Raw genomic sequence first — 19,249 nt, 5'->3', positions numbered from 1 at the left:
GTCAGTCATGAATCCGGCCCAGAAAGCGCTCTGGTACATCGAAAGCCATCTCGCCAAGCCGCTGACGCTTGATGAGATCGCCGGCGTTGGCGGCGTTTCGCGCTTCCATCTGGTGCGGGCGTTTGCCGCCGCCACCGGGTTTTCCGTCATGCGCTATGTGCGTGCCCGCAGGCTGACCAAGGCCGCGCAGGCACTCGCGGCCGGCGCGCCCGACATTCTCAGCCTCGCGCTGGATGCGGACTACAGCTCTCACGAAGCTTTCACCCGCGCGTTCCGAGACCATTTCGGCATCACGCCCGAAGCGGTCCGCGCTGGAGCGTGCCTCGATCGTCTCAAGCTTCAGGAGCCCATCATCATGGATTCAACCCTGCTCGACAATCTCAAGCCCCCGCGCTTCGAAACCTCCAAGCCGTTGCTCATCGCCGGTATCAGCGAACGTTGCACGCATGAAAACGGCGGCGCCCGTATTCCCAATCAATGGCAGCGCTTCCACCAGAAGGTCGACGAAATTCCGGACCGCGTCGGCAAGGTCGCCTACGGCGTCTGCTGCAATGGCGACGATTCCGGCAATTTCGATTACATCGCCGGCGTCGAGGTGTCCGACTTCTCCGACCTGCCGCGCGAGTTCGCCCGCGTGCGGATTCCCGAGCAGAAATACGCTGTCTTCACCCACGCCGAACACATCTCGAGCATTCGCCGCACCGTCAACACGATCTGGAATCACTGGCTGCCGATATCAGGCATGAAGGCGGCCGACGCGCCGTTCTTCGAGCGCTACGACGAAAAATTCGATCCGGCCACCGGCAATGGCGGGCTGGAGATCTGGGTGCCGGTGCGGGAATAGCACCACCGCAATGCTGCCCTGCGCCGCGGGATTGCCTGCGGTTGCTTGGCAAGCGATATCGACTTTGCCATAACATGACGCAACGAATTGTTGCGCGTGCGGGGTCGAGCCTGAAGTCCGCCTGCAGCCAAGCCAGCCGGGAGGATTCATGGCCGATATCCGCGTTCTCGCCACCGATCTGGAGTTTCCGGAAGGCCCGGTCGTCATGCCCGACGGCTCCGTCGTGCTGGTCGAAATCCGCGGCAAGCGGCTGACGCGGGTTTATCCCGACGGACGGAAAGAGGTGGTTGCGCAGATTCCCGGCGGCCCGAATGGCGCAGCGCTCGGGCCCGACGGCAAGATGTACATCTGCAACAATGGCGGCTTCAGCTGGATTCCTACCGGCAAGATGATCATGCCGGGGCCGCAACCCGAGGACTATCTCGGCGGCTCGATCCAGCGGGTCGATCTGCAGAGCGGCAAGGTCGAGACCGTCGTCGACAGATGCGGCGAGCACGCGCTGCGCGGCCCCAACGACCTGGTGTTCGACAAACATGGCGGGCTGTGGTTCTCCGATCTCGGCAAGCGCCGCGCCCGCGAGATGGATGTCGGCGCGTTCTACTATCTCAAGCCGGGCATGAAGGAGATCGTCGAGGCCGTGCACGGCGTGCTGCCCGCCAACGGCATCGGCCTGTCGCCCGACGAGAAGACGGTCTACATCGCGGAGACCCCGACCGCGCGGTTGTGGGCCTATGAAATCGCCGAGCCCGGTACCATCAAGCCGCGCGACGTGATCTATCGCGGCGAGCGCGGCAAGCCGATCGCGGGCCTCGGCGGCTACCAGATGTTCGATTCGATGGCGGTGGAGGCGAACGGAAATGTCTGCGTGGCAACGCTGGTGTCGGGTTGCATCTCGGTGATCGCGCCTGACGGCACCCTGGTGGAGCAGGTGCCGACCGGCGACCGTGTCACCACCAATATCGCCTTCGGCGGGCCTGATCTGAAGACGGCCTACATCACGCTCTCGGGCAAGGGCGAACTGATCGCGATGGACTGGGCGCGGCCTGGACTGCCGCTGAATTTTTTGAATAAGTGAACCATCCACGTCATTGCGAGCGCAGCGAAGCAATCCATAGCGCCACAAGGGGATAGATGGATTGCTTCGTCGCTGCGCTCCTCGCAATGACGCGGTTGCTAGCGGAGAATTAAATGGCTTTTCTTGAACCTGTTACCCTGCAAGGCGCGCACGCCCGGCTCGAGCCGTTGTCCCACGATCATGCCGACGGGCTCGTGGAAGCGGTGAGCGACGGCGAACTGTGGAAGCTCTGGTACACCGCCATCCCGACCGCCGAAAACATGAAAAAGGAAATCGACCGCCGCCTCGGCCTGTTCGCGGCGGGCTCGATGCTGCCGTTCACGGTCTACGACGCCGAAGGCAAGGTCGCGGGCATGACGACCTATATGAACGTCGATGCCGCCAACCGCCGCGTCGAGATCGGCTCGACCTGGTACGCCAGGCGCGTGCAGCGCAGTGCGCTTAATACGCAGTGCAAATTGCTGCTGCTGACGCACGCCTTCGAGCAGCTCAATTGCATTGCGGTCGAGTTCCGCACGCATTTCTTCAATCACCAGAGCCGCCGGGGCATCGAGCGTCTGGGCGCCAAGCAGGACGGTATCCTGAGAAGCCACCAGATCGCGCCGAACGGCACGTTGCGCGACACCGTGGTTTACAGCATCATCGCCAGCGAATGGCCGACGGTGAAGGCGCATCTCACCTATCAACTCAACGAAAAGACGCGGTGAACAGGCCGCGCTAGAAACGATACGATGGAAACGTTCGATTACGTGATTATCGGCGCGGGCTCCGCAGGCAGCGTGCTCGCCAACCGGCTCAGCGAAGATTCTGCGAGCCGCATCTGCGTGCTGGAAGCGGGGCCAACGGATTGGCATCCCTACATCCACCTGCCGGCCGGCTTCATCAAGACGTTCCACATGAAGAGCGTCAACTGGGGCTATCAGCAGGAGCCGGGCCCTTGGACCGGCGGCCGCAGCATCTACGCGCCGCGCGGCAAGACGCTGGGCGGATCGTCGTCGATCAACGGCCATATCTACAATCGCGGCCAGCGCCAGGATTTCGACACCTGGGCGCAGCTCGGCAACCGCGGCTGGGGCTATCCGGACATACTGCCCTATTTCAAGCGGCTGGAGCGGCGGGTCGGCGAATGCGACGAAACCTATCGCGGGCGCGACGGCAGTCTTACCGTCACCACCATGGATTGGCAGGATCCGCTGTGCGAGGCCTTCATGGAAGGCGCCATGAGCCTCGGGATTCCGCGCAACCCCGACTACAACGGCGCGATCCAGGAGGGCGTGTCCTACTGCCAGCGCACCATCGAGAAGGGCCTGCGCATGAGCGCGGCCAAGGCGTTCCTGCATCCGGCGCGGAAGCGCGGCAATGTCGACGTGCGGACGCACGCGCATGTCACCAACCTCATCTTCGAGGGTAAGCGCGCGGTCGGCGTGCGCTATCTCAAGGGCGGCAAGGGCGGCGTGCCCGTCGAAGTGCGCGCCAGCAAGGAAGTCATTCTTTCCGGCGGCACCTACAACTCGCCGCAGGTGCTGCAATTGTCCGGCGTTGGCTCGCCGGAATTGTTGCAGTCGCACGGCATCGAGGTCCGTCACGCGCTGACCGGCGTAGGCGAAGGCCTGCAGGATCACTACGCGCCGCGCTCGGTCGCGCGCGTCAAGAACATTAGGACCATCAACGAACTGCGGCGCGGCGTGAGCCTGTGGGTTGAGGCGTTGAAATGGGCGACGACACGGCGCGGCCTGCTCTCGCTGTCGCCGACGATGGTCTATTGCTTCTGGCACTCCGGCGAGACCACCGAAAGCTCCGACCTGCAGCTCACGTTTACACCGGCGAGCTACAAGGAAGGCGTGCAAGGCCAGCTCGAGGATGAGCCCGGCATGACGGTGGCCTCATGGCAGCAGCGCCCCGAGAGCCGCGGCTATGTCCGCATCCGCTCCGCCGATCCATTCGCGCCGCCGATCATCCAGACCAATTACCTCGTGGAGGAGATCGATCGCCGCGTCGTCGTCGCCGGCATGAAGCTGGCGCGCCGGCTGCTGTCGTCCGCGCCGCTCGCGCCCTATTACGCCTATGAGGATTTCCCCGGGCCCAAGGTCCAGAGCGACGATGAATTTTTGGCTGCCGCCACCGAGCGCGGCACCACCACGTTCCATCCCGGCTGCACCTGCCGCATGGGACCGGCGGACGCCAAATGGGCCGTAGTCGACGACCAGTTGCGCGTCCACGGGCTGCAGGGACTGCGCGTCGTCGACGCCTCGATCATGCCGCGGATGATCTCGGCCAATCTCAACGCCTCGACGCTGATGATCGCCGACAAGGCCTCCGACATGATCCGCGGCAAGGCCGCGCTGGAGGCCGTGAGGTTTCCGGTGCCGGCCTAGGCCGTGATGAGATTAGGTACTGGATACGAGAGTTGAGACGCCTAAGCAGAAGTTAGTCCGGCCAGCCGGCGCAAGGATCAAAAAGAGCCTTACGTTGAGTCCGTATTGGGGCAATCGCGTTCTGTCGGAACGGACGCTTCTGGCGCAAAGCGGACAGGCCTCGCGTATGGGTCCTCGCTAAAAATCCGGTAATGTCATTCGGTGCGCTGATCTCGCTTTTATTGCGCTATGCCCGCCACTGCTTCGATCTCGACACGAAAGCCGTAGTGCAACGTCGGGACGGGAACGACCGCGCGGGCCGGTCGGACGGCGCCGATCCATTCGGAATAGATGCTGTCGAAGACCGGCCAGTCATTGATGTCCGTGACGTAGACGCGAACATGAATGAGCTTGTCGACAGCGCTGTTTGCCGCCTCCAAGGCCGTCGCGAGATTGGCCAATGCCTGACGCACCTGGGTCTGAAAGTCCTTGTCAGCAAGCCTCGCACCATTGGCGGAGATCGGCAATTGTCCAGACACAAAAACAAAAGCACCAGCTCTCACAGCATGACTGTAGTGCCCGCCGGGAGCCGCCATTCCGTGAGGTTCCAGGTAGTCAATGTCACCAGCCATTAAACCTCCGCCATGTTTCAATGCCGTTGTCCGTGGCGGCGTGATATTCGGAGAATTGCGCTCCGGTTGCACAGGCGTGATTCGGGAGTATTCGAAGTCGTGTGCCAATCGGGAAGCGATTTTCAAGAGAGATGAGACGTCCGTTCGTCGCGGCGAGGATCCCATGTTCCTGATTTGCCGCGATCATGACCAAGTCTCCCTTGAGCGGGTGCCCCGCTAAGTCGCATGCGATCCCGTATCCGTAATCATGGCGCTGACGAGCAGTGCCGCGGTCTCGGCTCATCGCCATCCATCCGGCATCGACGATGATCCAGCCTTTTTCCGACTGATGGCCGACCACGGTCGTCAGCACAGAAAGTGCAATATCGTCGATCGCGCAGACGCCGACATTCGTCATGAACAGGTCGAAGAACACATACACGCCGCATCGCACTTCCGTAACGCCGTCCAAGGCGCGGGCGGACAGTGCTGTCGGGGTCGATCCGACGCTCACTATCGGGCAGGGAAGGCCGGCAGCGCGAAGCCGTTCGGCCGCGCGTACGCTCAAGGCACGCTCCTGCTCCGCCAAGTGCTCCAAGGCCTCGGGATCGTCGAGTTCATAGGAATTTCCGGCATGAGTCAGCACGCCGCAAAGTGTGGCGCCACCGGTGTGAAGAATGCGACCGATCTCGATGAGACGCTCATCCTCGGGGCCCACACCTGAGCGGTGCCCGTCAGTGTCGACTTCGATCAGGACTTCGAAAGGATCGCGATACGACTGCGCCTCGACGATTGCTTGCGCAGCCTCGACCGAGTCGACCAGAATTTTGAGACGGCAGCCCTGATCACGCAGTCCTTGGGCTCGGCTGAGCCTGTGCGGAGCGATGCAGACCGCGTAGAGAATGTCGTCGTAGCCCGCGGCAAAAAACTCCTCGGCTTCACGCAGGGTCGAGACAGTGATGCCGTTTGCGCCTGCGGCGCGTTGCCTGTCGGCAACAGCGGCACATTTGGTCGTCTTGACGTGGGGACGGAAACTGACGCCCAAGGCGCTCATCCGGTCCTGCATGCGGCCGATGTTACGCTGCGTGCGCGCGACGTCGATGACGGCAGCGGGCGTTTCGATATCCGAGAGAGATGTGGTCATGCTTAGTCCAGATATTCGCCCTTGGCGCGCAGCACTGGTACGTCGTGCTCCAGCCCTTGAGCGATCAGCGCGCTGACGGCGCCGGGCTCGAGATCCGCTCCCCGTGGCAGTTCGACACCAACCGCCGTCATTTGCCGCGTCACATCCGGGTCGGCGAGTGCTGCGCGCAAGGCGTCATTTAATTTCTGACGCACCGGCGCGGGCGTTCCCTTCCGCACGAAAATCGCGTTCCAGGAGCGGAGGTTCACGCCCGGATAGCCGGCCGCTGCCGCAGTGGATACTTGAGGCGCCTGCGGCGGGGGCTGATCACTCAGCGCTGCGATTGCCTTGACCGTTCCGCCGAGCACTTGAGGCAGCGCGGTGGTGGTCTGGTCGCACATGAAGTCGACGTGACCACCCATGAGATCGTTCATCGCTGGGGCAACGCCCCGATATGGAACATGGGTGATGTTCAGTTTCAGGTTCGACAGCAGCAGAACGCAGGCATAATGCGAAATAGATCCGACGCCGGCGCTGCCGTAGGTGAGTTTCTCGCGGTTGGCACGGGCATAGGTGACGAAGTCCTGTAGATTGGACGCCGGCAAGTCCAACTTCGCGACAAGAAGCGTGGAGGCCATTCCAGCGAGGCCCACAGGCTCGAAGTCGGCGACGGGATCGTAAGGCAGCCGCTTGAAGAGCGCGACATTCGCGACATGTGTGCCGATAGTGCCAAAGCCGAGCGAGTATCCATCCGCGGGCGCCTTTAGCAACTTGGTCAGGCCGATGGTGCCGCTAGCGCCGCCGATATTTTCCACGACGATGGATTGCTTCAAGTGGGCCGCCATGGCCTGAGCCACTGCCCGGCCAAGCGCATCGCTCGGGCCACCGGCGGGAAACGGAACGATCAGCGTCAATTGCTTCTCGGGAAACCCCTGAGCCGTTGCCGCAGAGATGTTCAATCCGACCGCGAGCAAGGTCGCCAACATGCGAGATATCACGAAAAGTCCTCCAGCCATGGAATGAGGTCATCGAGGTTCGCAGACTCTTTCTCGGCTACCGGTGCGCCATCGGGACGCGCCAGGCCCACGCGATTGTGCCAGTAGGTGCGCAGTCCGACGGCTGAGGTGCCGATGAGGTCGTAGCCGGAGCCCGCGACAAACGCTGCGTCCGCGGCCGACACGCCCAGCATGTCCAGGGCCAGACGATAGGGGCGGGGATCGGGCTTATAGAAGCCGGCCTCCTCCGCGGTGATCACGACATCCCATTGCGTGCGCAGGCGGGCGGCGGCCATTCGTCCAAGGCGCGTCGAGCAATTGGTGACGACTGCCAGGCGCGTTCGTCCAGCCAACCGGTCGAGCGCAGCCTGCGCGCCGCTCCAGACCGGGAGGGACTGCCAATTTGCTTCGAGGGCGTCTGCCACCGACGGAGCGAGACCGGTGGTGCGCGCAGCCTGGCGGACCAGATCCTCATACGGGACATAACTCCCGCAACCATATGTCAGGCGGAGATACTCGGCCCTCCAGGTTCGGCCCGATGCTTCGGATCCGGCGGAGGCATTCCAGACGCTCCAGGAATCGAGGAGCGCGGTGAGAAGGTCGAAAAGAACGGCGCGTGGCATGGTCATGCCAAACCTCTATCATCCCGGTGATCAGTTGTGTTTAAGTAGGATTATCTCTTCCCTTCAGGAAAATTGAATGATCGCGCTTGAGGATTTGCGGTTTGTGGTGGCCCTGAGCCGAACCGGCTCGCTAAGCGCGGCGGCTAGGGCGCTCGATGTCACGCCGCCGGCTCTTTCCATGCGATTGAAGAAGCTGGAGGCTGTTCTCGGGGTCAACCTTGTCGTTCGCAACTCCCGGGGGCTGCGCTTCACGCCGGAAGGCGAACAACTTGTCCACGAAGCCCAGTCGCTGTTGGCGCGTGTCGATGGGCTGGCGGACAGTCTCAGCGGTGGCGTATTTGCCGGCCCCCTGCGGGTTGTCGCGCCGTTTGGTTTCGGCAGGATCCATGTCGCGCCCGTCATGGCGGCATTCATTCGCGACCACCCGAAAGTGCGCGCGACGTTGGATCTTTCCGAAGCGCCCTGGAACAGCAATGTTGAGGCTGACGTCGTCATCCATATTGGAACAGTCCGGGACTCCTCGTGGGTTGCTCATCTTCTTGCCCGCAACGCGCGCTGGGTATGCGCCAGTCCCAGCTATCTTCGACGACGCGGAACGCCGTCACACCCTCGAGAGCTGGCGCAGCATGCCTGTCTCTCCGTTCGCGAAAACGAAGAGGACGTGACGCTGTGGCGCTACAAAAATAGCCACACATCATCCCGGCGATCAGAGGCGCTTCGAATAAGTCCGGCACTCACGAGCAACAATGGCGAGGTTGTTCGCGAGTGGGCCGTCGCGGGGTTGGGCGTCGCACTCAGGTCCGAATGGGACGTAGCACCATCCGTCAAACGTGGCGAACTGCGTCGGCTGTTTGTTGAATATGAGTTCGAAGGCGCCGACATTCTGGCTTTGGTGCCAACGCGTCGCGGGGTCTCAGCTCGTGTTTCGCATTTTGTTGAAAGCCTGAAAACCCGCTTTCAACCGAAGCCGCCTTGGCGAAGTGTTTGACAGCGTGACCATCCGCTACTCGGACTGCGCTCGAAGCCGCCTTGTTAACGGCAGCTCGGTCCGAGCGAGTTGACCTTTTTGCGACGGTGAGAGGCCATGGCTAGAGCACGGGAAAACGTCCGTTGTTGGTGCATAGAAAACGTCCGTTGTTGGCGCATAGTAGCGAAGTGAGAATACACGCCGAGCTGCTCCTTGCGTTTTGGATCTCGATAGGTTTTAAGCCCGGTGACTTCATAACCACAGGTATGAACGAGAAGCGAACTGCGTGGCCTTGCCGCGTTTTAAGCAGAGTGCCCCCGGTAGCTCATGCGCTTTAGCCTGTTCTGAGCCTCCACAAAGGAATCCATTGTGGCCAAGATGACCAAGAATCAGTTGATTGATGCAATTGCAGAGGGAACGCAGGTTTCCAAAGGAGACGTAAAGGCCGTCATCGAGCAGATGGCGACCGTGGGCTATAAGGAACTGAATGAATCCGGCGAGTTCGTCATTCCTGGCTTCGTCAAAAAGTCGGTCGTGAACAAGCCTGCTACTGAAGCCCGCAGCGGTGTGAATCCTTTCACGAAAGAGCCTATGGAGTTCGCGGCCAAGCCAGCCAGCAAGTCGGTCAAGGCGTCACCCCTGAAGGTTGCTAAAGACGCGGTTTGAACCGGGCGGATCGGTTGGGGCATATTCGTTCGCCGGAACTGTGGCAACTTCGATCACACCCTAGACAGGCACCTCCACCCGCACACTATGCGCCCCGAGACGGAATCTCTTGAGGGCCTAGGGGCGCGCAGTCTCGCAAAGGCCATGCGGTGTAATGCCCGCGTGGCTTTTTGTCTTTATGTGGCTTTTTGTCTTTATTGTCTGACCGCAAAGATAGAAATCCCCGGGGTGAACGGTCGCTTCCGGCGCAAAGCGCTCGTCTCGCAAGCGGACCGGAAGCAGCTGCGCTGCACTGTGCACTCAGATTTGAATCGCCTCTCAACAGCCGGCCGTCTATGGTGCGCTGATGTCGCGCCGCGTGTTTCCATTGATTGCTATCATCCTTTCGCTGCTGCCGGTCGTTGCGCCGGCTGCGCCGGCTCACAAGCGGCCAGCGCCACGCTGGCATGGATACGGCTTCCTGCCGGGCTATCAGCAGCCACCGAATAACAGCCTTCCAGCTTACGCCCGGAAGGCTTCGGCTTCGCGCATGGCGCGCCGCAACCAGCGCCCCTGGTATATCGATCCAACCCCAAGTTATTACGGGTACGATGGCGACTGGCACTATTTCGGCCGGCCTGGCTTTTACGGCGGTCGCTACAATGGCGGCAGCTTCGGCCCTTGCTGGACGCGGACGCCGATCGGGCCGATCTGGAATTGCGGCTAAGCTGTTGAAGACCGCGTGCGCCATCCGATTGCAGAGCGGACATTCGCCGAAACTCTCATGTCTTGCTCTGCTTCTTTCACGTGCGATGTTCAGCCAACCGGTCCGGGAACCCAATAGTCGCCGGAAAGCGGCCTGACTATTACGCTATAAATTACCCCGAGCTGCAGGCTCGGATCGAAATAGCGCATCGCTCGCTCATTGAGGTCAATGATGCGGCCAGGCGTTAGTGGGCCCACGTCATTTATCTTGACGATGACCTTCTTGCCTACAGCCTCAACGAGGGCATACTTCGGCCTCGTGCCATATCGGACCCCGCCAAATTTCTGGCGCAAGCTCGTCTTGATGGCAGCCGTCCAAACAGAGGGATCATAGCGCTCGCCGGAGGCTGTGTTCGGACCACCCTCCCGCCATCCGGGCCGGAACGGATTGTACGTGGATGCAGCGCCAACGATCGCATCCCCAGAAGCGGCATCGACGACGGCGCTTGAATGAACTGCAACGATTTCACTTCGAGCAACGGTAACAGAAAAGGCAAGCGCAAGTACGGCGCCGCAAATTGCGGCGCGCGAGCGAAGCAACATCATAACTCCTTGATTGATTTTCTAGAACGCTGGGTTCCCGATGCCGCAAAAAAATGGTCAAGCGAACGCGGATGCGTTGACTAACTCGCGCCAGTTATTTGCGGATTCGTTCCAATATTGGCAGTGGAACCGTTGTGGGAACCAGTGTGGTCCTCGCACAGGTGTTCTTAGTTCTCATCGACTAAGACAGAGATTGCGTCAGCAACATGACAACAGAATCTATTGACCAGGGCTGAGTAGGGGTAAGCGTCTGACCGATGACCGCTCGGAATGGTCGATGCATCGGTCGAATTTCACGCCCTTCTCCTGGAGATAAGCGAGCTGACGCAACCACGCGGCTTGGATAGGCATTCGACTTCGGCTCAATCACCGCTTCTGGCGCAGGGCGCGCATTCGGCATGCTGACGATGTTCGCTTAACGATGCGCCGCTTCCGGCCGGTACAGCGTGTCGATGGTGACGACGCCGATCGCGCGCGACACGCAGGGGCAGATCTTGCGATTGTCGTGCTTCTGCTGATCGCTGAAGAAGACGTCGCGATGGTCGATCTCGCCCTCGACGGCAACGACATCGACGGCGCAGACGCCGCATTCGCCGCGCTGGCAGTCCGATATCACCTCGAAGCCGGCGCCATTGAGCGCGTCTAGCATCGAGCTGTTCTGCGGCACGACGAGTTCGGTATCGGTATCCTTCAGCCGCACGCGGAATTCGGCCGTCGGCTTCAGGCCGCTGGAGCCGAAGGTCTCGTAGCGCAGATCGGCCGGCGCGCGTCCCGCGTCGTTCCAGGCGCGCCGCGCCGCCTCCAGCATCCGCATCGGTCCGCACATGATGGCGATGGCATCGTCAGGTAAAGCGCGGAAGGTGGCTTCGAGGTCGAACCGGGCGCCTTTATCGGAGGCGTGCACGATCAAGCGATCGCCGAGCAGCGCCGAGAGTTCGTCGAGGAAGGCGGCATCGCCGCGCGATTTGACGGCGTAGTGCAGGGGAGCGTCAATATTTCGGCGGCGTAAGGCGGCGGCGATACCTGTGATCGGCGTGATGCCGATGCCGCCGGCGATCAGGCAATAGTTCTTCCGCGTCCAGTCGATTTCGAGCAGCGACGCCGGATTTGAAGTCTCGATCCGCGCGCCGGCTTGCAAATTCCACATGCCGCGTGAGCCGCCGCGGCTGTCCGGCGCCAGCCGGACCGCGATCCGATAGGTGCCGGGATCGCTGTTCTCCACCAGCGAATAGGAACGGCGCGCGGGCTGTCCGTCGATCAGCACGGTGACGCCGATATGGCTGCCGGCCGGGTAGGGCGGCACGCGGCCGTTCTCGGGGCGCAGTCTGAATTCGCGGATCGTGGGCGTCACGTCGCAGACGGCTTCGACGGTGCACCAGCTCCATTGCTCGGCAAAACGCATGGGCGCTTTCCTATTCGGCTGACGATTTGAGCAAGGCGAGCGCAGGCATCAGTTCGAGATGCGTGCGGTTTCGGATCGCGAGCCGCAGATTGCGCGCGGCAAGCCGCGAATGCTCGCGCATCACGGCTTCGGCGCGCGCGCCCTCGCGGTTCTCGATGGCGTCGACCACGATACGATGATGATCCTGCCCGAGCAGCAGGATCTGATGCGCTTCCGGCAACGCCGACTGCGCCATCACGAAGGCGCTGGGCGAGGCGAACGGCAGCGCGGAGACGCGATCGATCTCGCGGATCAGCGGCGCGCTGGTGGAGAGTTCGTTGAGCAGGGCGTGAAAGCGCGCGTTCATGGTCACATAGGCGGAAAAGGCTTCGACCGAGATCGGATCCTGCCGCACCAGTTGGTCGAGATCGCCCAGGCATTCCTTCAAGGGCTCGAGGCTGCGTGCGCTGACGCCGCGCTCGGCCGCAAAGCGGGCGGCGAGGCCTTCCAGCGTACCGCGCAGTTCGATCGAATCCAGAATGTCGCGTTCGGTAAACGCCTTCACCATGAAGCCGCCGGAGGGGATCGCCTGCAGCAGGCCTTCGTCTTCCAGCCGCACCAGCGCCAGCCGCACCGGCGTCCGGGAGACGCCCGTGATCTCGACCGCCTGCAGCTCGGAGATGCGCTCGCCCGGGCGCAGCCGCCCGGACAGGATCATGTCGCGCAGCGCGAGTTGCGCGCGCACGGTCTGCGAGACGGAGCGCTCGGCGTCGCGTTCGCTCATGACCTCACTCCGCGGCTTGCGCGGTATGCGGTCCGGTTTCGCGCGCGACCATGCGGTCGATCACGCGCCGCGCCCACATCGCGCCGGCGTCGATGTTGAGGTTGTAGAAGGTGCGGTCCGGATTTTCGTCCATCGCGCGCTGCTGCGCTTCGAGGATGATTTCATCCTCGTGGAAGATATTGGCAACGCCCTCGCGGATTTCGGTGGTCAGCTTCTGCTCTGATGTCCGGTAATTGCGGACGAATGCCCAGAAATAGTGGCACGTGGTGTCGGTTTCCGGCGTCATGGTGTTGAGCACAAAGCCGTTGACGCCCTGCGAGCGGTCGCCCTCCGGCGCACCGGTGCCGGCGGGGGCCACGCCGACGTCGATGTTGACGGTGCCGGGCGCCTGGAAGTTTATGATCTGCCAGCGGTCGACCGGGCCGGGCTTGCCCAGTTGCGCCGCCCAGAACGGCGGCGCGTCGATGCCGCGCATCCAGCGCGTCACGGTTACGGTCTTGTCGCCATGGGTCACGTCGAACGGGGCTTCGGCGACGTGGTCATTGCCGATGCTGGAGCCATGCACGAAAGCCTCGTGGGTCAGGTCCATCAGATTGTCGACCACGAGACGGTAGTCGCATTTCACATGAATGGTCTTGCCGTCGCCGGCCCAGGCCGGATCGTCGTTCCAGTGCATGTCCGGCACCAGCGCAGGGTCAGCCAGCGCCGGATCGCCCATCCACAGCCAGATGAAGCGATGCCGTTCCACCACGGGATAGGCGCGCACGCAGGCCGAAGGATTGATGGTGTCCTGCGAGGGCATGTAGGTGCAGCGGCCCTGCGCGTTGAATTTCAGCCCGTGATAGCCGCAGACGACCGTGTCGCCGTCGAGCCGTCCCTTCGACAGCGGCACCAGCCGGTGCCAGCAGGCGTCTTCCAGCGCACACACCCGCCCGTCGGACTGGCGGTACATCACGACATGCTTGCCGCAGATCGTGCGCGGAAACAGCGCGTGCTTGAGATCGACGTCCCAGGCGGCGGCGTACCAGGCATTGAGCGGGAACGAGGATGGCATGGCTGCACTCCCTGTTAAGTGCAGGATGTATACAGTAACCGGCTAGAAGTGGCAAATTTACCATTGTAGATGTACTATAACACCTTTAAAGTATACAGATATCCTGTGAATTATCTCATTTCGCCAGCTCCGGTTAGCCGTCACCCTTCCACGGCCGAGCGTGCAAGGCGTCGTCGGAGCGAATAACTCCCGCCCTCGCACTGGCAATGGCCGGCGAAAGCCGCAGCGCCAATCCAGTTCCGGGCAGCGCTCGGCAAATCCCGCGGGGAGATCACATTCGAATCTGCAACGGCAAAAGGAGGCACGATGTCATCGCAAGTATCGGCCCTCAGGCTTTTCGATTTGATCCAATCGCACCGTGTCACGGCGGTGATCTATGTCGCGGCCAGGCTCGGGCTCGCCGAGTTGCTGCGGGACGGGCCGCAGACGCTTGGCAAGCTCGCCAAGGCAACCGGCGCGGATGAACGGGCGCTTGGACGTCTGCTGACCGCACTCTCTACCATCGGCATATGCTCGCGTAGCGGCGAAGATCGCTACGCATTGACGGAAGTGGGATCCTGCCTCGACAGCGCCGCCGAGCAATCGTTCAAGGGCTGGGCAATCTTTGAAGGCGAGATGATTTCAAAAGCCTGGAGCGGAATGCTTGAATCCGTGATGACCGGCAAGACCGCAGCGGAATTGCAGGGCCTTGCCAACACTTTCGAGCTGATGGGTCGAACACCTGAAATCGTCGACAAGTTCAATGCTGCGATGACCGAGCTCACGCGGCTGGTAACGCCGGATGTCCTTCGCGCCTACGATTTCAGCGGGATACGCCATCTGATGGACGTCGGCGGCGGATCCGGCGAATTGCTCGGCGCCATCGCACAGCAAAACCGGAAACTGCGCGGAACTGTTTTCGACCTTCCGAGGTGCGCCGAGGCCGCAAGCAAGCATCTCAGGCAGACCGGCGTCGGTGACCGCGCGGAATTCGCCGCCGGCGATTTCTTCGAGGCGGTGCCGGCGATCGCAGATGCGATCATCCTCAAGAGCATTATTCACGACTGGGACGATGCGCGCAGTGTCGCGATCCTGCAAAACTGTCGCAAGGCGCTGCCTGACAGCGGCAAGCTGCTGCTGGTGGAACGGCTGATGCCGGAGACGCCCACCACGGCGGATGAGGACAGGGAGCAGGCGTTGAGCGATCTGAACATGCTGCGCGGGCCCGGAGGGCTCGAGCGCACCAAAGCGCAGTATCGCGAATTGCTCGACCGAAGCGGCTTCGATCTGGTCACGACTTATTCAGCCGGCCGCTTCAACCTGATCGAGGCGCGTCCTCGTTGAGGCCTGCCGAGTGACGGGCTGTTCCCGTCACTCGGCGTCAGGCGGCGTACCTAGCCGTAAACGAACGCCTTGTCCTTCAGATCAATGGCCGGGAATTCGTCCTTCTCGGCCCAGTAATCCTGGTTGTGCTGCCATTCCGGCTTTTCGCCGCGCTTGGGCAGCAGATGCATGCCGCGCATCATGTAGCCGGGATTGAAGTTCTCCGGATCGATCCAGGGCAACAGCGGCATGTTGTGGTCTTCGGGACGCAACGCCGGCGTCACCTTTTTCGCGCCGGTCTCCTTCATGTGCGTGAGCAGCCGGCAGACGAAATCGGCGACCAGGTCGACGCGCAGCGTCCAGCTGGCGCGGAAATAGCCGAACACCCAGACCAGGTTCGGCACGCCGGTGAACATCATGCCGCGATAGGTCACGGTGTCGGCGAAGTCGAGCGGCTTGCCGTCGATGGCGAATTCGATGTCGCCATTGGCGCAGAGGTTGAAGCCGGTCGCTGTCACGATGATGTCGGCTTCAAGCTCCTTGCCGGATTTCAGCAAAATGCCCTTTTCGGTGAAGCGGTCGATCTCGTCGGTGACGACGGAGGCCTTGCCGGACTTGATGCCCTGGAACAGGTTGCCGTCCGGGATGAACGCGATGCGCTGCCGCCACGGCCGGTACTTTGGCGTGAAGTGGGTCGCGATGTCGTAGTCCTTGCCGAGATAGGCTTCGACCGCCGACAGCAGATCCTTCTTGGCCGCTTCCGGCTCCGCGAACGTCTTGCGCGTGAAGGCGTCCTGATCGAACAGGATTTTTCGCCGCGTGATTTCGTGGATCCAGGTCTCGTCGACCTGCAGTTTCCGCAGCTCCTCGGCGATTTCGATCGCATTGCGCCCGGTGCGGAAATAGGTCGGCGAACGCTGCAGCATCGTGACATGCGCGCAATCGCCCGCCAGCGCCGGGATCAGCGTCGCCGCCGTGGCACCCGAGCCGATCACGATCATGCGCTTGTTCTTGTAGTCGAGGTCTTCAGGCCATTTCTGCGGATGGACGATGCGGCCCTTGAACCTGGCCATGTCCTTCCACTCCGGCGTGTAGCCCTCGGTGTGGCGGTAATAGCCCTGGCACATCCAGAAGAAATTAGTGGTGAAGCGCAACTGCTCGCCGGTGTCGGTGCGGGTGGCTTCGATGGTCCAGAGGTTTTCCTCACTCGACCATTTCGCGGAGGTGATGGTGTGCTGATAGCGGATGTGAGGCGCGAGATCGTTCTCCTCGATCACCTCGCCCATGTATTTCAGGATTTCGGCGGCGCTTGCGATCGGCGCTGATGTCCATGGCTTGAAGCGGTAGCCGAACGTATGCAGGTCGCTGTCGGAGCGAATGCCCGGATAGCGATGCGTGGTCCAGGTGCCGCCAAAAGTCTTTTGCGCTTCCAGCGCGACGAAGCTCGTTCCCGGGCATTGCGTGGTGAGGTGATAGGCAGCCCCAACGCCCGAAATCCCGGCGCCGGCGATCAGGACGTCGAAATGCGCTGAGGCGCGGGGCGAAGCCCTGTCGATCTGGGTTTGAACGTTCATCTTCCCTGTTCTTTTTGGTTTGTTGTGTTTTGAAAGCAAAACGCCAGAACCTTGGGGTTCTGGCGCCGTAGTCGTCAGCGAATTACACTTCGCGGCGGCTGAGGAACGCCAGCCGCTCGAACAGGTGCACGTCCTGTTCATTCTTGAGCAGGGCGCCATGCAGCGGCGGGATCAGCTTGCGCGGGTCGCGCTCCCTGAGCATTTCCGGGGTGATGTCCTCGTTCAAGAGCAGCTTGAGCCAATCGAGCAGTTCGGACGTCGAGGGCTTCTTCTTCAGGCCCGGCACTTCGCGCACCTCGAAGAAGATCCGCAGCGCCTCTTCCACCAGGCGCTTCTTGATGCCGGGGAAGTGCACGTCGACGATCCGGCCCATGGTGTCGGCATCGGGGAACTTGATGTAGTGGAAGAAGCAGCGGCGCAGGAACGCGTCCGGCAGTTCCTTCTCGTTGTTCGAGGTGATCATCACGATCGGGCGCAGGCTCGCCTTGATGTTCTCGCCGGTCTCGTAGACGAAGAACTCCATGCGATCGAGCTCGAGCAACAGGTCGTTGGGAAATTCGATGTCGGCCTTGTCGATTTCGTCGATCAGAAGCACCGGGCGCTTCTCGTGAGTGAAGGCGTCCCACAATTTGCCGCGCTTGATGTAGTTCGAGATGTCGGAAACCCGGGGATCGCCGAGTTGGCTGTCGCGCAGGCGCGACACCGCGTCGTATTCGTACAGGCCCTGCTGCGCCTTGGTGGTGGACTTGATGTGCCAGGTCAGCAGTGGTGCGCCGAGCGCTTTGGCGACTTCCTCCGCCAGCACGGTCTTGCCAGTGCCGGGCTCGCCCTTGATCAGCAGCGGGCGCTCGAGCACGATCGAGGCGTTGACGGCGACCTTGAGGTCGTCGGTGGCGACATAGTCCTTGGTGCCGGTAAATTTCATCTATCCGTTTGCCTTGTTGCTTCGTTCTTGGGCCGCTCGCGGCCTGAACAGTAAACGACCGCCGGTCTGGCGGTCGCGATTGGAGTTGAGGGGCTATCCTCAGCGTCTGATCAGCGACAGGATGACCAGAATGATCACCGCGCCGATGGTGGCGTTGATGATGTCACGGACCCAGCCGGCGCCGAGACTGACGCCGAGTTGCGGCAGCAGCCAGCTCGCCAGCAGCGCGCCGATGATGCCGACCACGATATTGCCGATCAGCCCGAAGCCGGCGCCGCGCACGATCAGTCCGGCAAGCCAGCCCGCGATACCGCCGATGATCAGTGCCGCAATGATGCCCATTGAATTTCCCCTGCCGGAATAAGCCGTTTATGGCTCAATTGTAATTGAAAAAGCCTCCCGGTCTAGGTCTGACAGCTATGCGCCGGCCCTTGACGTGCGCCGGCTCTTGACGTGTGCGGTCCGGCGGGCAATCTGTATCCCATGTTCCTGCAATTCTTCACATCGCTGCGCGACGCGCAGGTCCCGGTGACCCTGCGTGAATATCTGACGCTGATGGAGGCGCTCGACGCCGACCTCGCCGATCAGACGGTCGAGAATTTCTACTATCTCTCCCGCGCCGCCCTGGTGAAGGACGAGCGTAACCTCGACAAGTTCGACCGCGTCTTCGGCACCGTGTTCAAGGGGCTGGAAAGCCTGCTGGATGCGATGGAGAAGGCGGACATTCCCGCCGAGTGGCTGAAGAAGCTCGCCGAAAAATACCTCACCGAGGAAGAGAAGAAGCAGATCGAGGCGATGGGCTGGGACAAGCTCATGGAAACGCTTCGCAAGCGCCTTGAGGAACAGAAGGGCCGCCACCAGGGCGGTAACAAGTGGATCGGTACCGCCGGCACCTCGCCGTTCGGCGCCCATGGCTACAATCCCGAAGGCGTAAGAATCGGGCAGGAGAAGAACCGCAACAACCGCGCCGTGAAGGTGTGGGACAAGCGCGAGTTCAAAGACCTCGACGGCAATGTCGAGCTCGGCATCCGCAACATCAAGATCGCGCTGCGGCGCTTGCGCAAGTTCGCCCGCACCGGCGCGCCCGACGAGCTCGATCTGGACACCACGATCAGGGAGACCGCCAACCACGGCTATCTCGACGTCCACATGCGCCCCGAGCGTCGCAATGCGGTGAAGGTTTTGGTGTTCTTCGATATCGGCGGCTCGATGGATTCGCATATCGAGCAGGTCGAGGAGCTGTTCTCGGCGGCGAAGTCCGAATTCAAGCACATGGAGTATTTCTACTTCCACAACTGCCTCTATGAAGGCGTCTGGAAGCAGAACAAGCGCCGCTTCACCGACCGCACGCCGACCTGGGACGTGCTGCATAAGTATCCGCACGACTACAAGGTGGTGTTCGTCGGTGACGCCTCGATGTCGCCTTACGAGATCATGGTGCCGGGCGGCTCGGTCGAGCACGTCAATGAGGAGGCCGGCTCGGTCTGGCTGGAGCGCATCACGCGCACCTATCCGCACACCGTGTGGCTCAATCCGGTGGCGCAGAAGCACTGGGACTATTCGGAATCCACCACTATCATCCGCCGGCTGCTTTCGGAGCGCATGTACCCGATCACGATCGAAGGCCTCGAAGGCGCGATGAAGGAGTTGGTGCGGTAGGCCATCGCCGTCATTCCGGGGCGCG

At 61.8% G+C, this 19,249-nt stretch carries 20 protein-coding genes; 9 read left to right on the top strand and 11 right to left on the bottom strand.

Annotation, left to right across the window (positions count from 1 at the left end; translation table 11 throughout):
• The first annotated feature begins 7 nt into the window (after positions 1-7).
• The 4 genes from V1294_RS32635 to V1294_RS32620 all read left to right on the top strand — a co-directional run bounded on the left by V1294_RS32635 (position 8) and on the right by V1294_RS32620 (position 4,294).
• Positions 8-844: an AraC family transcriptional regulator gene (locus V1294_RS32635; protein ID WP_334502991.1), complete on the top strand. Its 837-nt coding sequence runs from the start codon at positions 8-10 to the stop codon at positions 842-844.
• Between the two features lie 148 nt (positions 845-992).
• Positions 993-1,919 (top strand): SMP-30/gluconolactonase/LRE family protein, encoded by a 927-nt coding sequence (locus V1294_RS32630; RefSeq protein WP_334502988.1) that lies wholly within the window; start codon positions 993-995, stop codon positions 1,917-1,919.
• Positions 1,920-2,032: 113 nt separating this feature from the next.
• Positions 2,033-2,626, top strand: coding sequence for a GNAT family N-acetyltransferase (locus V1294_RS32625; RefSeq protein ID WP_334502986.1), 594 nt, complete (start codon positions 2,033-2,035; stop codon positions 2,624-2,626).
• A gap of 24 nt (positions 2,627-2,650) precedes the next feature.
• Positions 2,651-4,294 (top strand): GMC family oxidoreductase, encoded by a 1,644-nt coding sequence (locus V1294_RS32620; protein WP_334502984.1) that lies wholly within the window; start codon positions 2,651-2,653, stop codon positions 4,292-4,294.
• Positions 4,295-4,512: 218 nt separating this feature from the next.
• Here V1294_RS32620 and V1294_RS32615 read toward each other — a convergent pair whose 3' ends face one another.
• The 4 genes from V1294_RS32615 to V1294_RS32600 are packed head-to-tail and all read right to left on the bottom strand — an operon-like array spanning position 4,513 to position 7,631.
• A complete protein-coding gene (locus V1294_RS32615) occupies positions 4,513-4,905 on the bottom strand; it encodes a RidA family protein (RefSeq protein WP_334373500.1) in 393 nt (130 codons plus the stop codon).
• Positions 4,895-6,028, bottom strand: coding sequence for a DSD1 family PLP-dependent enzyme (locus tag V1294_RS32610; protein WP_334373502.1), 1,134 nt, complete (start codon positions 6,026-6,028; stop codon positions 4,895-4,897). The genes V1294_RS32615 and V1294_RS32610 overlap by 11 nt, the downstream gene beginning before the upstream one ends.
• Before the next feature lie 2 nt (positions 6,029-6,030).
• Positions 6,031-6,993 (bottom strand): tripartite tricarboxylate transporter substrate-binding protein, encoded by a 963-nt coding sequence (locus V1294_RS32605; protein WP_334502982.1) that lies wholly within the window; start codon positions 6,991-6,993, stop codon positions 6,031-6,033.
• A gap of 8 nt (positions 6,994-7,001) precedes the next feature.
• Positions 7,002-7,631 carry an HAD-IA family hydrolase gene (locus V1294_RS32600; protein ID WP_334443971.1) on the bottom strand — a complete coding sequence of 210 codons (630 nt, stop codon included), beginning with the start codon at positions 7,629-7,631 and terminating at the stop codon, positions 7,002-7,004.
• Positions 7,632-7,701: 70 nt separating this feature from the next.
• On the opposite strand from V1294_RS32600, the gene V1294_RS32595 reads away from it, so the two are divergent.
• From V1294_RS32595 to V1294_RS32585, 3 genes are all read left to right on the top strand, one after another.
• The gene (locus V1294_RS32595; protein WP_334502979.1) at positions 7,702-8,613 is read left to right on the top strand and encodes a LysR family transcriptional regulator; all 912 of its coding nucleotides are present in this window, start codon (positions 7,702-7,704) and stop codon (positions 8,611-8,613) included.
• 348 nt (positions 8,614-8,961) lie between these two features.
• Positions 8,962-9,258 (top strand): HU family DNA-binding protein, encoded by a 297-nt coding sequence (locus V1294_RS32590; protein WP_334502977.1) that lies wholly within the window; start codon positions 8,962-8,964, stop codon positions 9,256-9,258.
• A 346-nt stretch (positions 9,259-9,604) separates the two neighbouring features.
• Positions 9,605-9,964: a hypothetical protein gene (locus tag V1294_RS32585; RefSeq protein WP_334502975.1), complete on the top strand. Its 360-nt coding sequence runs from the start codon at positions 9,605-9,607 to the stop codon at positions 9,962-9,964.
• 89 nt (positions 9,965-10,053) lie between these two features.
• On the opposite strand, the gene V1294_RS32580 is transcribed toward V1294_RS32585, so the two are convergent.
• From V1294_RS32580 to V1294_RS32565, 4 genes are all read right to left on the bottom strand, one after another.
• Complete coding sequence (locus V1294_RS32580) at positions 10,054-10,548, bottom strand: septal ring lytic transglycosylase RlpA family protein (protein ID WP_334484557.1); 495 nt, start codon at positions 10,546-10,548, stop codon at positions 10,054-10,056.
• Between the two features lie 412 nt (positions 10,549-10,960).
• Entirely contained in the window at positions 10,961-11,947 is a 987-nt protein-coding gene (locus V1294_RS32575; RefSeq protein WP_334502973.1) for a PDR/VanB family oxidoreductase, read from the bottom strand.
• Between the two features lie 10 nt (positions 11,948-11,957).
• Positions 11,958-12,710: a GntR family transcriptional regulator gene (locus V1294_RS32570; RefSeq protein ID WP_334502970.1), complete on the bottom strand. Its 753-nt coding sequence runs from the start codon at positions 12,708-12,710 to the stop codon at positions 11,958-11,960.
• Between the two features lie 4 nt (positions 12,711-12,714).
• Positions 12,715-13,764, bottom strand: a complete 1,050-nt coding sequence (locus V1294_RS32565) for an aromatic ring-hydroxylating dioxygenase subunit alpha (RefSeq protein WP_334502969.1) — start codon at positions 13,762-13,764, stop codon at positions 12,715-12,717.
• A 306-nt stretch (positions 13,765-14,070) separates the two neighbouring features.
• On the opposite strand from V1294_RS32565, the gene V1294_RS32560 reads away from it, so the two are divergent.
• Positions 14,071-15,087, top strand: coding sequence for a methyltransferase (locus V1294_RS32560; RefSeq protein WP_334502968.1), 1,017 nt, complete (start codon positions 14,071-14,073; stop codon positions 15,085-15,087).
• Between the two features lie 50 nt (positions 15,088-15,137).
• Here V1294_RS32560 and V1294_RS32555 read toward each other — a convergent pair whose 3' ends face one another.
• The 3 genes from V1294_RS32555 to V1294_RS32545 all read right to left on the bottom strand — a co-directional run bounded on the left by V1294_RS32555 (position 15,138) and on the right by V1294_RS32545 (position 17,907).
• Positions 15,138-16,640, bottom strand: coding sequence for a flavin-containing monooxygenase (locus tag V1294_RS32555; protein WP_334502967.1), 1,503 nt, complete (start codon positions 16,638-16,640; stop codon positions 15,138-15,140).
• An 82-nt stretch (positions 16,641-16,722) separates the two neighbouring features.
• Complete coding sequence (locus V1294_RS32550) at positions 16,723-17,565, bottom strand: AAA family ATPase (RefSeq protein WP_334502966.1); 843 nt, start codon at positions 17,563-17,565, stop codon at positions 16,723-16,725.
• A 99-nt stretch (positions 17,566-17,664) separates the two neighbouring features.
• Positions 17,665-17,907, bottom strand: a complete 243-nt coding sequence (locus V1294_RS32545) for a GlsB/YeaQ/YmgE family stress response membrane protein (protein ID WP_334484533.1) — start codon at positions 17,905-17,907, stop codon at positions 17,665-17,667.
• 141 nt (positions 17,908-18,048) lie between these two features.
• Here V1294_RS32545 and V1294_RS32540 point away from each other — a divergent pair, with 141 nt between their 5' ends.
• On the top strand, positions 18,049-19,224 hold the full coding sequence (locus tag V1294_RS32540) for a vWA domain-containing protein (protein ID WP_334502964.1): 1,176 nt from the start codon (positions 18,049-18,051) through the stop codon (positions 19,222-19,224).
• Positions 19,225-19,249 lie beyond the last annotated feature (25 nt).

Source organism: Bradyrhizobium sp. AZCC 1678 (genome assembly GCF_036924765.1).
In the GTDB taxonomy this organism is placed as follows: Bacteria; Pseudomonadota; Alphaproteobacteria; order Rhizobiales; family Xanthobacteraceae; genus Bradyrhizobium; species Bradyrhizobium algeriense.
Note: the sequence above shows the minus strand (reverse complement) of the source record. Positions and strands in the feature narration are given on the sequence as shown.

Excerpts from the sequence above, each read along its gene's own strand:
- V1294_RS32635 (WP_334502991.1), top strand. The coding sequence starts at position 8 with ATGAATCCGGCCCAGAAAGCGCTCTGGTACATCGAAAGCCATCTCGCC.
- V1294_RS32630 (WP_334502988.1), top strand. The coding sequence starts at position 993 with ATGGCCGATATCCGCGTTCTCGCCACCGATCTGGAGTTTCCGGAAGGC.
- V1294_RS32625 (WP_334502986.1), top strand. The coding sequence starts at position 2,033 with ATGGCTTTTCTTGAACCTGTTACCCTGCAAGGCGCGCACGCCCGGCTC.
- V1294_RS32620 (WP_334502984.1), top strand. The coding sequence starts at position 2,651 with ATGGAAACGTTCGATTACGTGATTATCGGCGCGGGCTCCGCAGGCAGC.
- V1294_RS32615 (WP_334373500.1), bottom strand. The coding sequence starts at position 4,905 with ATGGCTGGTGACATTGACTACCTGGAACCTCACGGAATGGCGGCTCCC.
- V1294_RS32610 (WP_334373502.1), bottom strand. The coding sequence starts at position 6,028 with ATGACCACATCTCTCTCGGATATCGAAACGCCCGCTGCCGTCATCGAC.
- V1294_RS32605 (WP_334502982.1), bottom strand. The coding sequence starts at position 6,993 with ATGTTGGCGACCTTGCTCGCGGTCGGATTGAACATCTCTGCGGCAACG.
- V1294_RS32600 (WP_334443971.1), bottom strand. The coding sequence starts at position 7,631 with ATGACCATGCCACGCGCCGTTCTTTTCGACCTTCTCACCGCGCTCCTC.
- V1294_RS32595 (WP_334502979.1), top strand. The coding sequence starts at position 7,702 with ATGATCGCGCTTGAGGATTTGCGGTTTGTGGTGGCCCTGAGCCGAACC.
- V1294_RS32585 (WP_334502975.1), top strand. The coding sequence starts at position 9,605 with ATGTCGCGCCGCGTGTTTCCATTGATTGCTATCATCCTTTCGCTGCTG.
- V1294_RS32580 (WP_334484557.1), bottom strand. The coding sequence starts at position 10,548 with ATGATGTTGCTTCGCTCGCGCGCCGCAATTTGCGGCGCCGTACTTGCG.
- V1294_RS32575 (WP_334502973.1), bottom strand. The coding sequence starts at position 11,947 with ATGCGTTTTGCCGAGCAATGGAGCTGGTGCACCGTCGAAGCCGTCTGC.
- V1294_RS32570 (WP_334502970.1), bottom strand. The coding sequence starts at position 12,710 with ATGAGCGAACGCGACGCCGAGCGCTCCGTCTCGCAGACCGTGCGCGCG.
- V1294_RS32565 (WP_334502969.1), bottom strand. The coding sequence starts at position 13,764 with ATGCCATCCTCGTTCCCGCTCAATGCCTGGTACGCCGCCGCCTGGGAC.
- V1294_RS32560 (WP_334502968.1), top strand. The coding sequence starts at position 14,071 with ATGTCATCGCAAGTATCGGCCCTCAGGCTTTTCGATTTGATCCAATCG.
- V1294_RS32555 (WP_334502967.1), bottom strand. The coding sequence starts at position 16,640 with ATGAACGTTCAAACCCAGATCGACAGGGCTTCGCCCCGCGCCTCAGCG.
- V1294_RS32550 (WP_334502966.1), bottom strand. The coding sequence starts at position 17,565 with ATGAAATTTACCGGCACCAAGGACTATGTCGCCACCGACGACCTCAAG.
- V1294_RS32545 (WP_334484533.1), bottom strand. The coding sequence starts at position 17,907 with ATGGGCATCATTGCGGCACTGATCATCGGCGGTATCGCGGGCTGGCTT.
- V1294_RS32540 (WP_334502964.1), top strand. The coding sequence starts at position 18,049 with ATGTTCCTGCAATTCTTCACATCGCTGCGCGACGCGCAGGTCCCGGTG.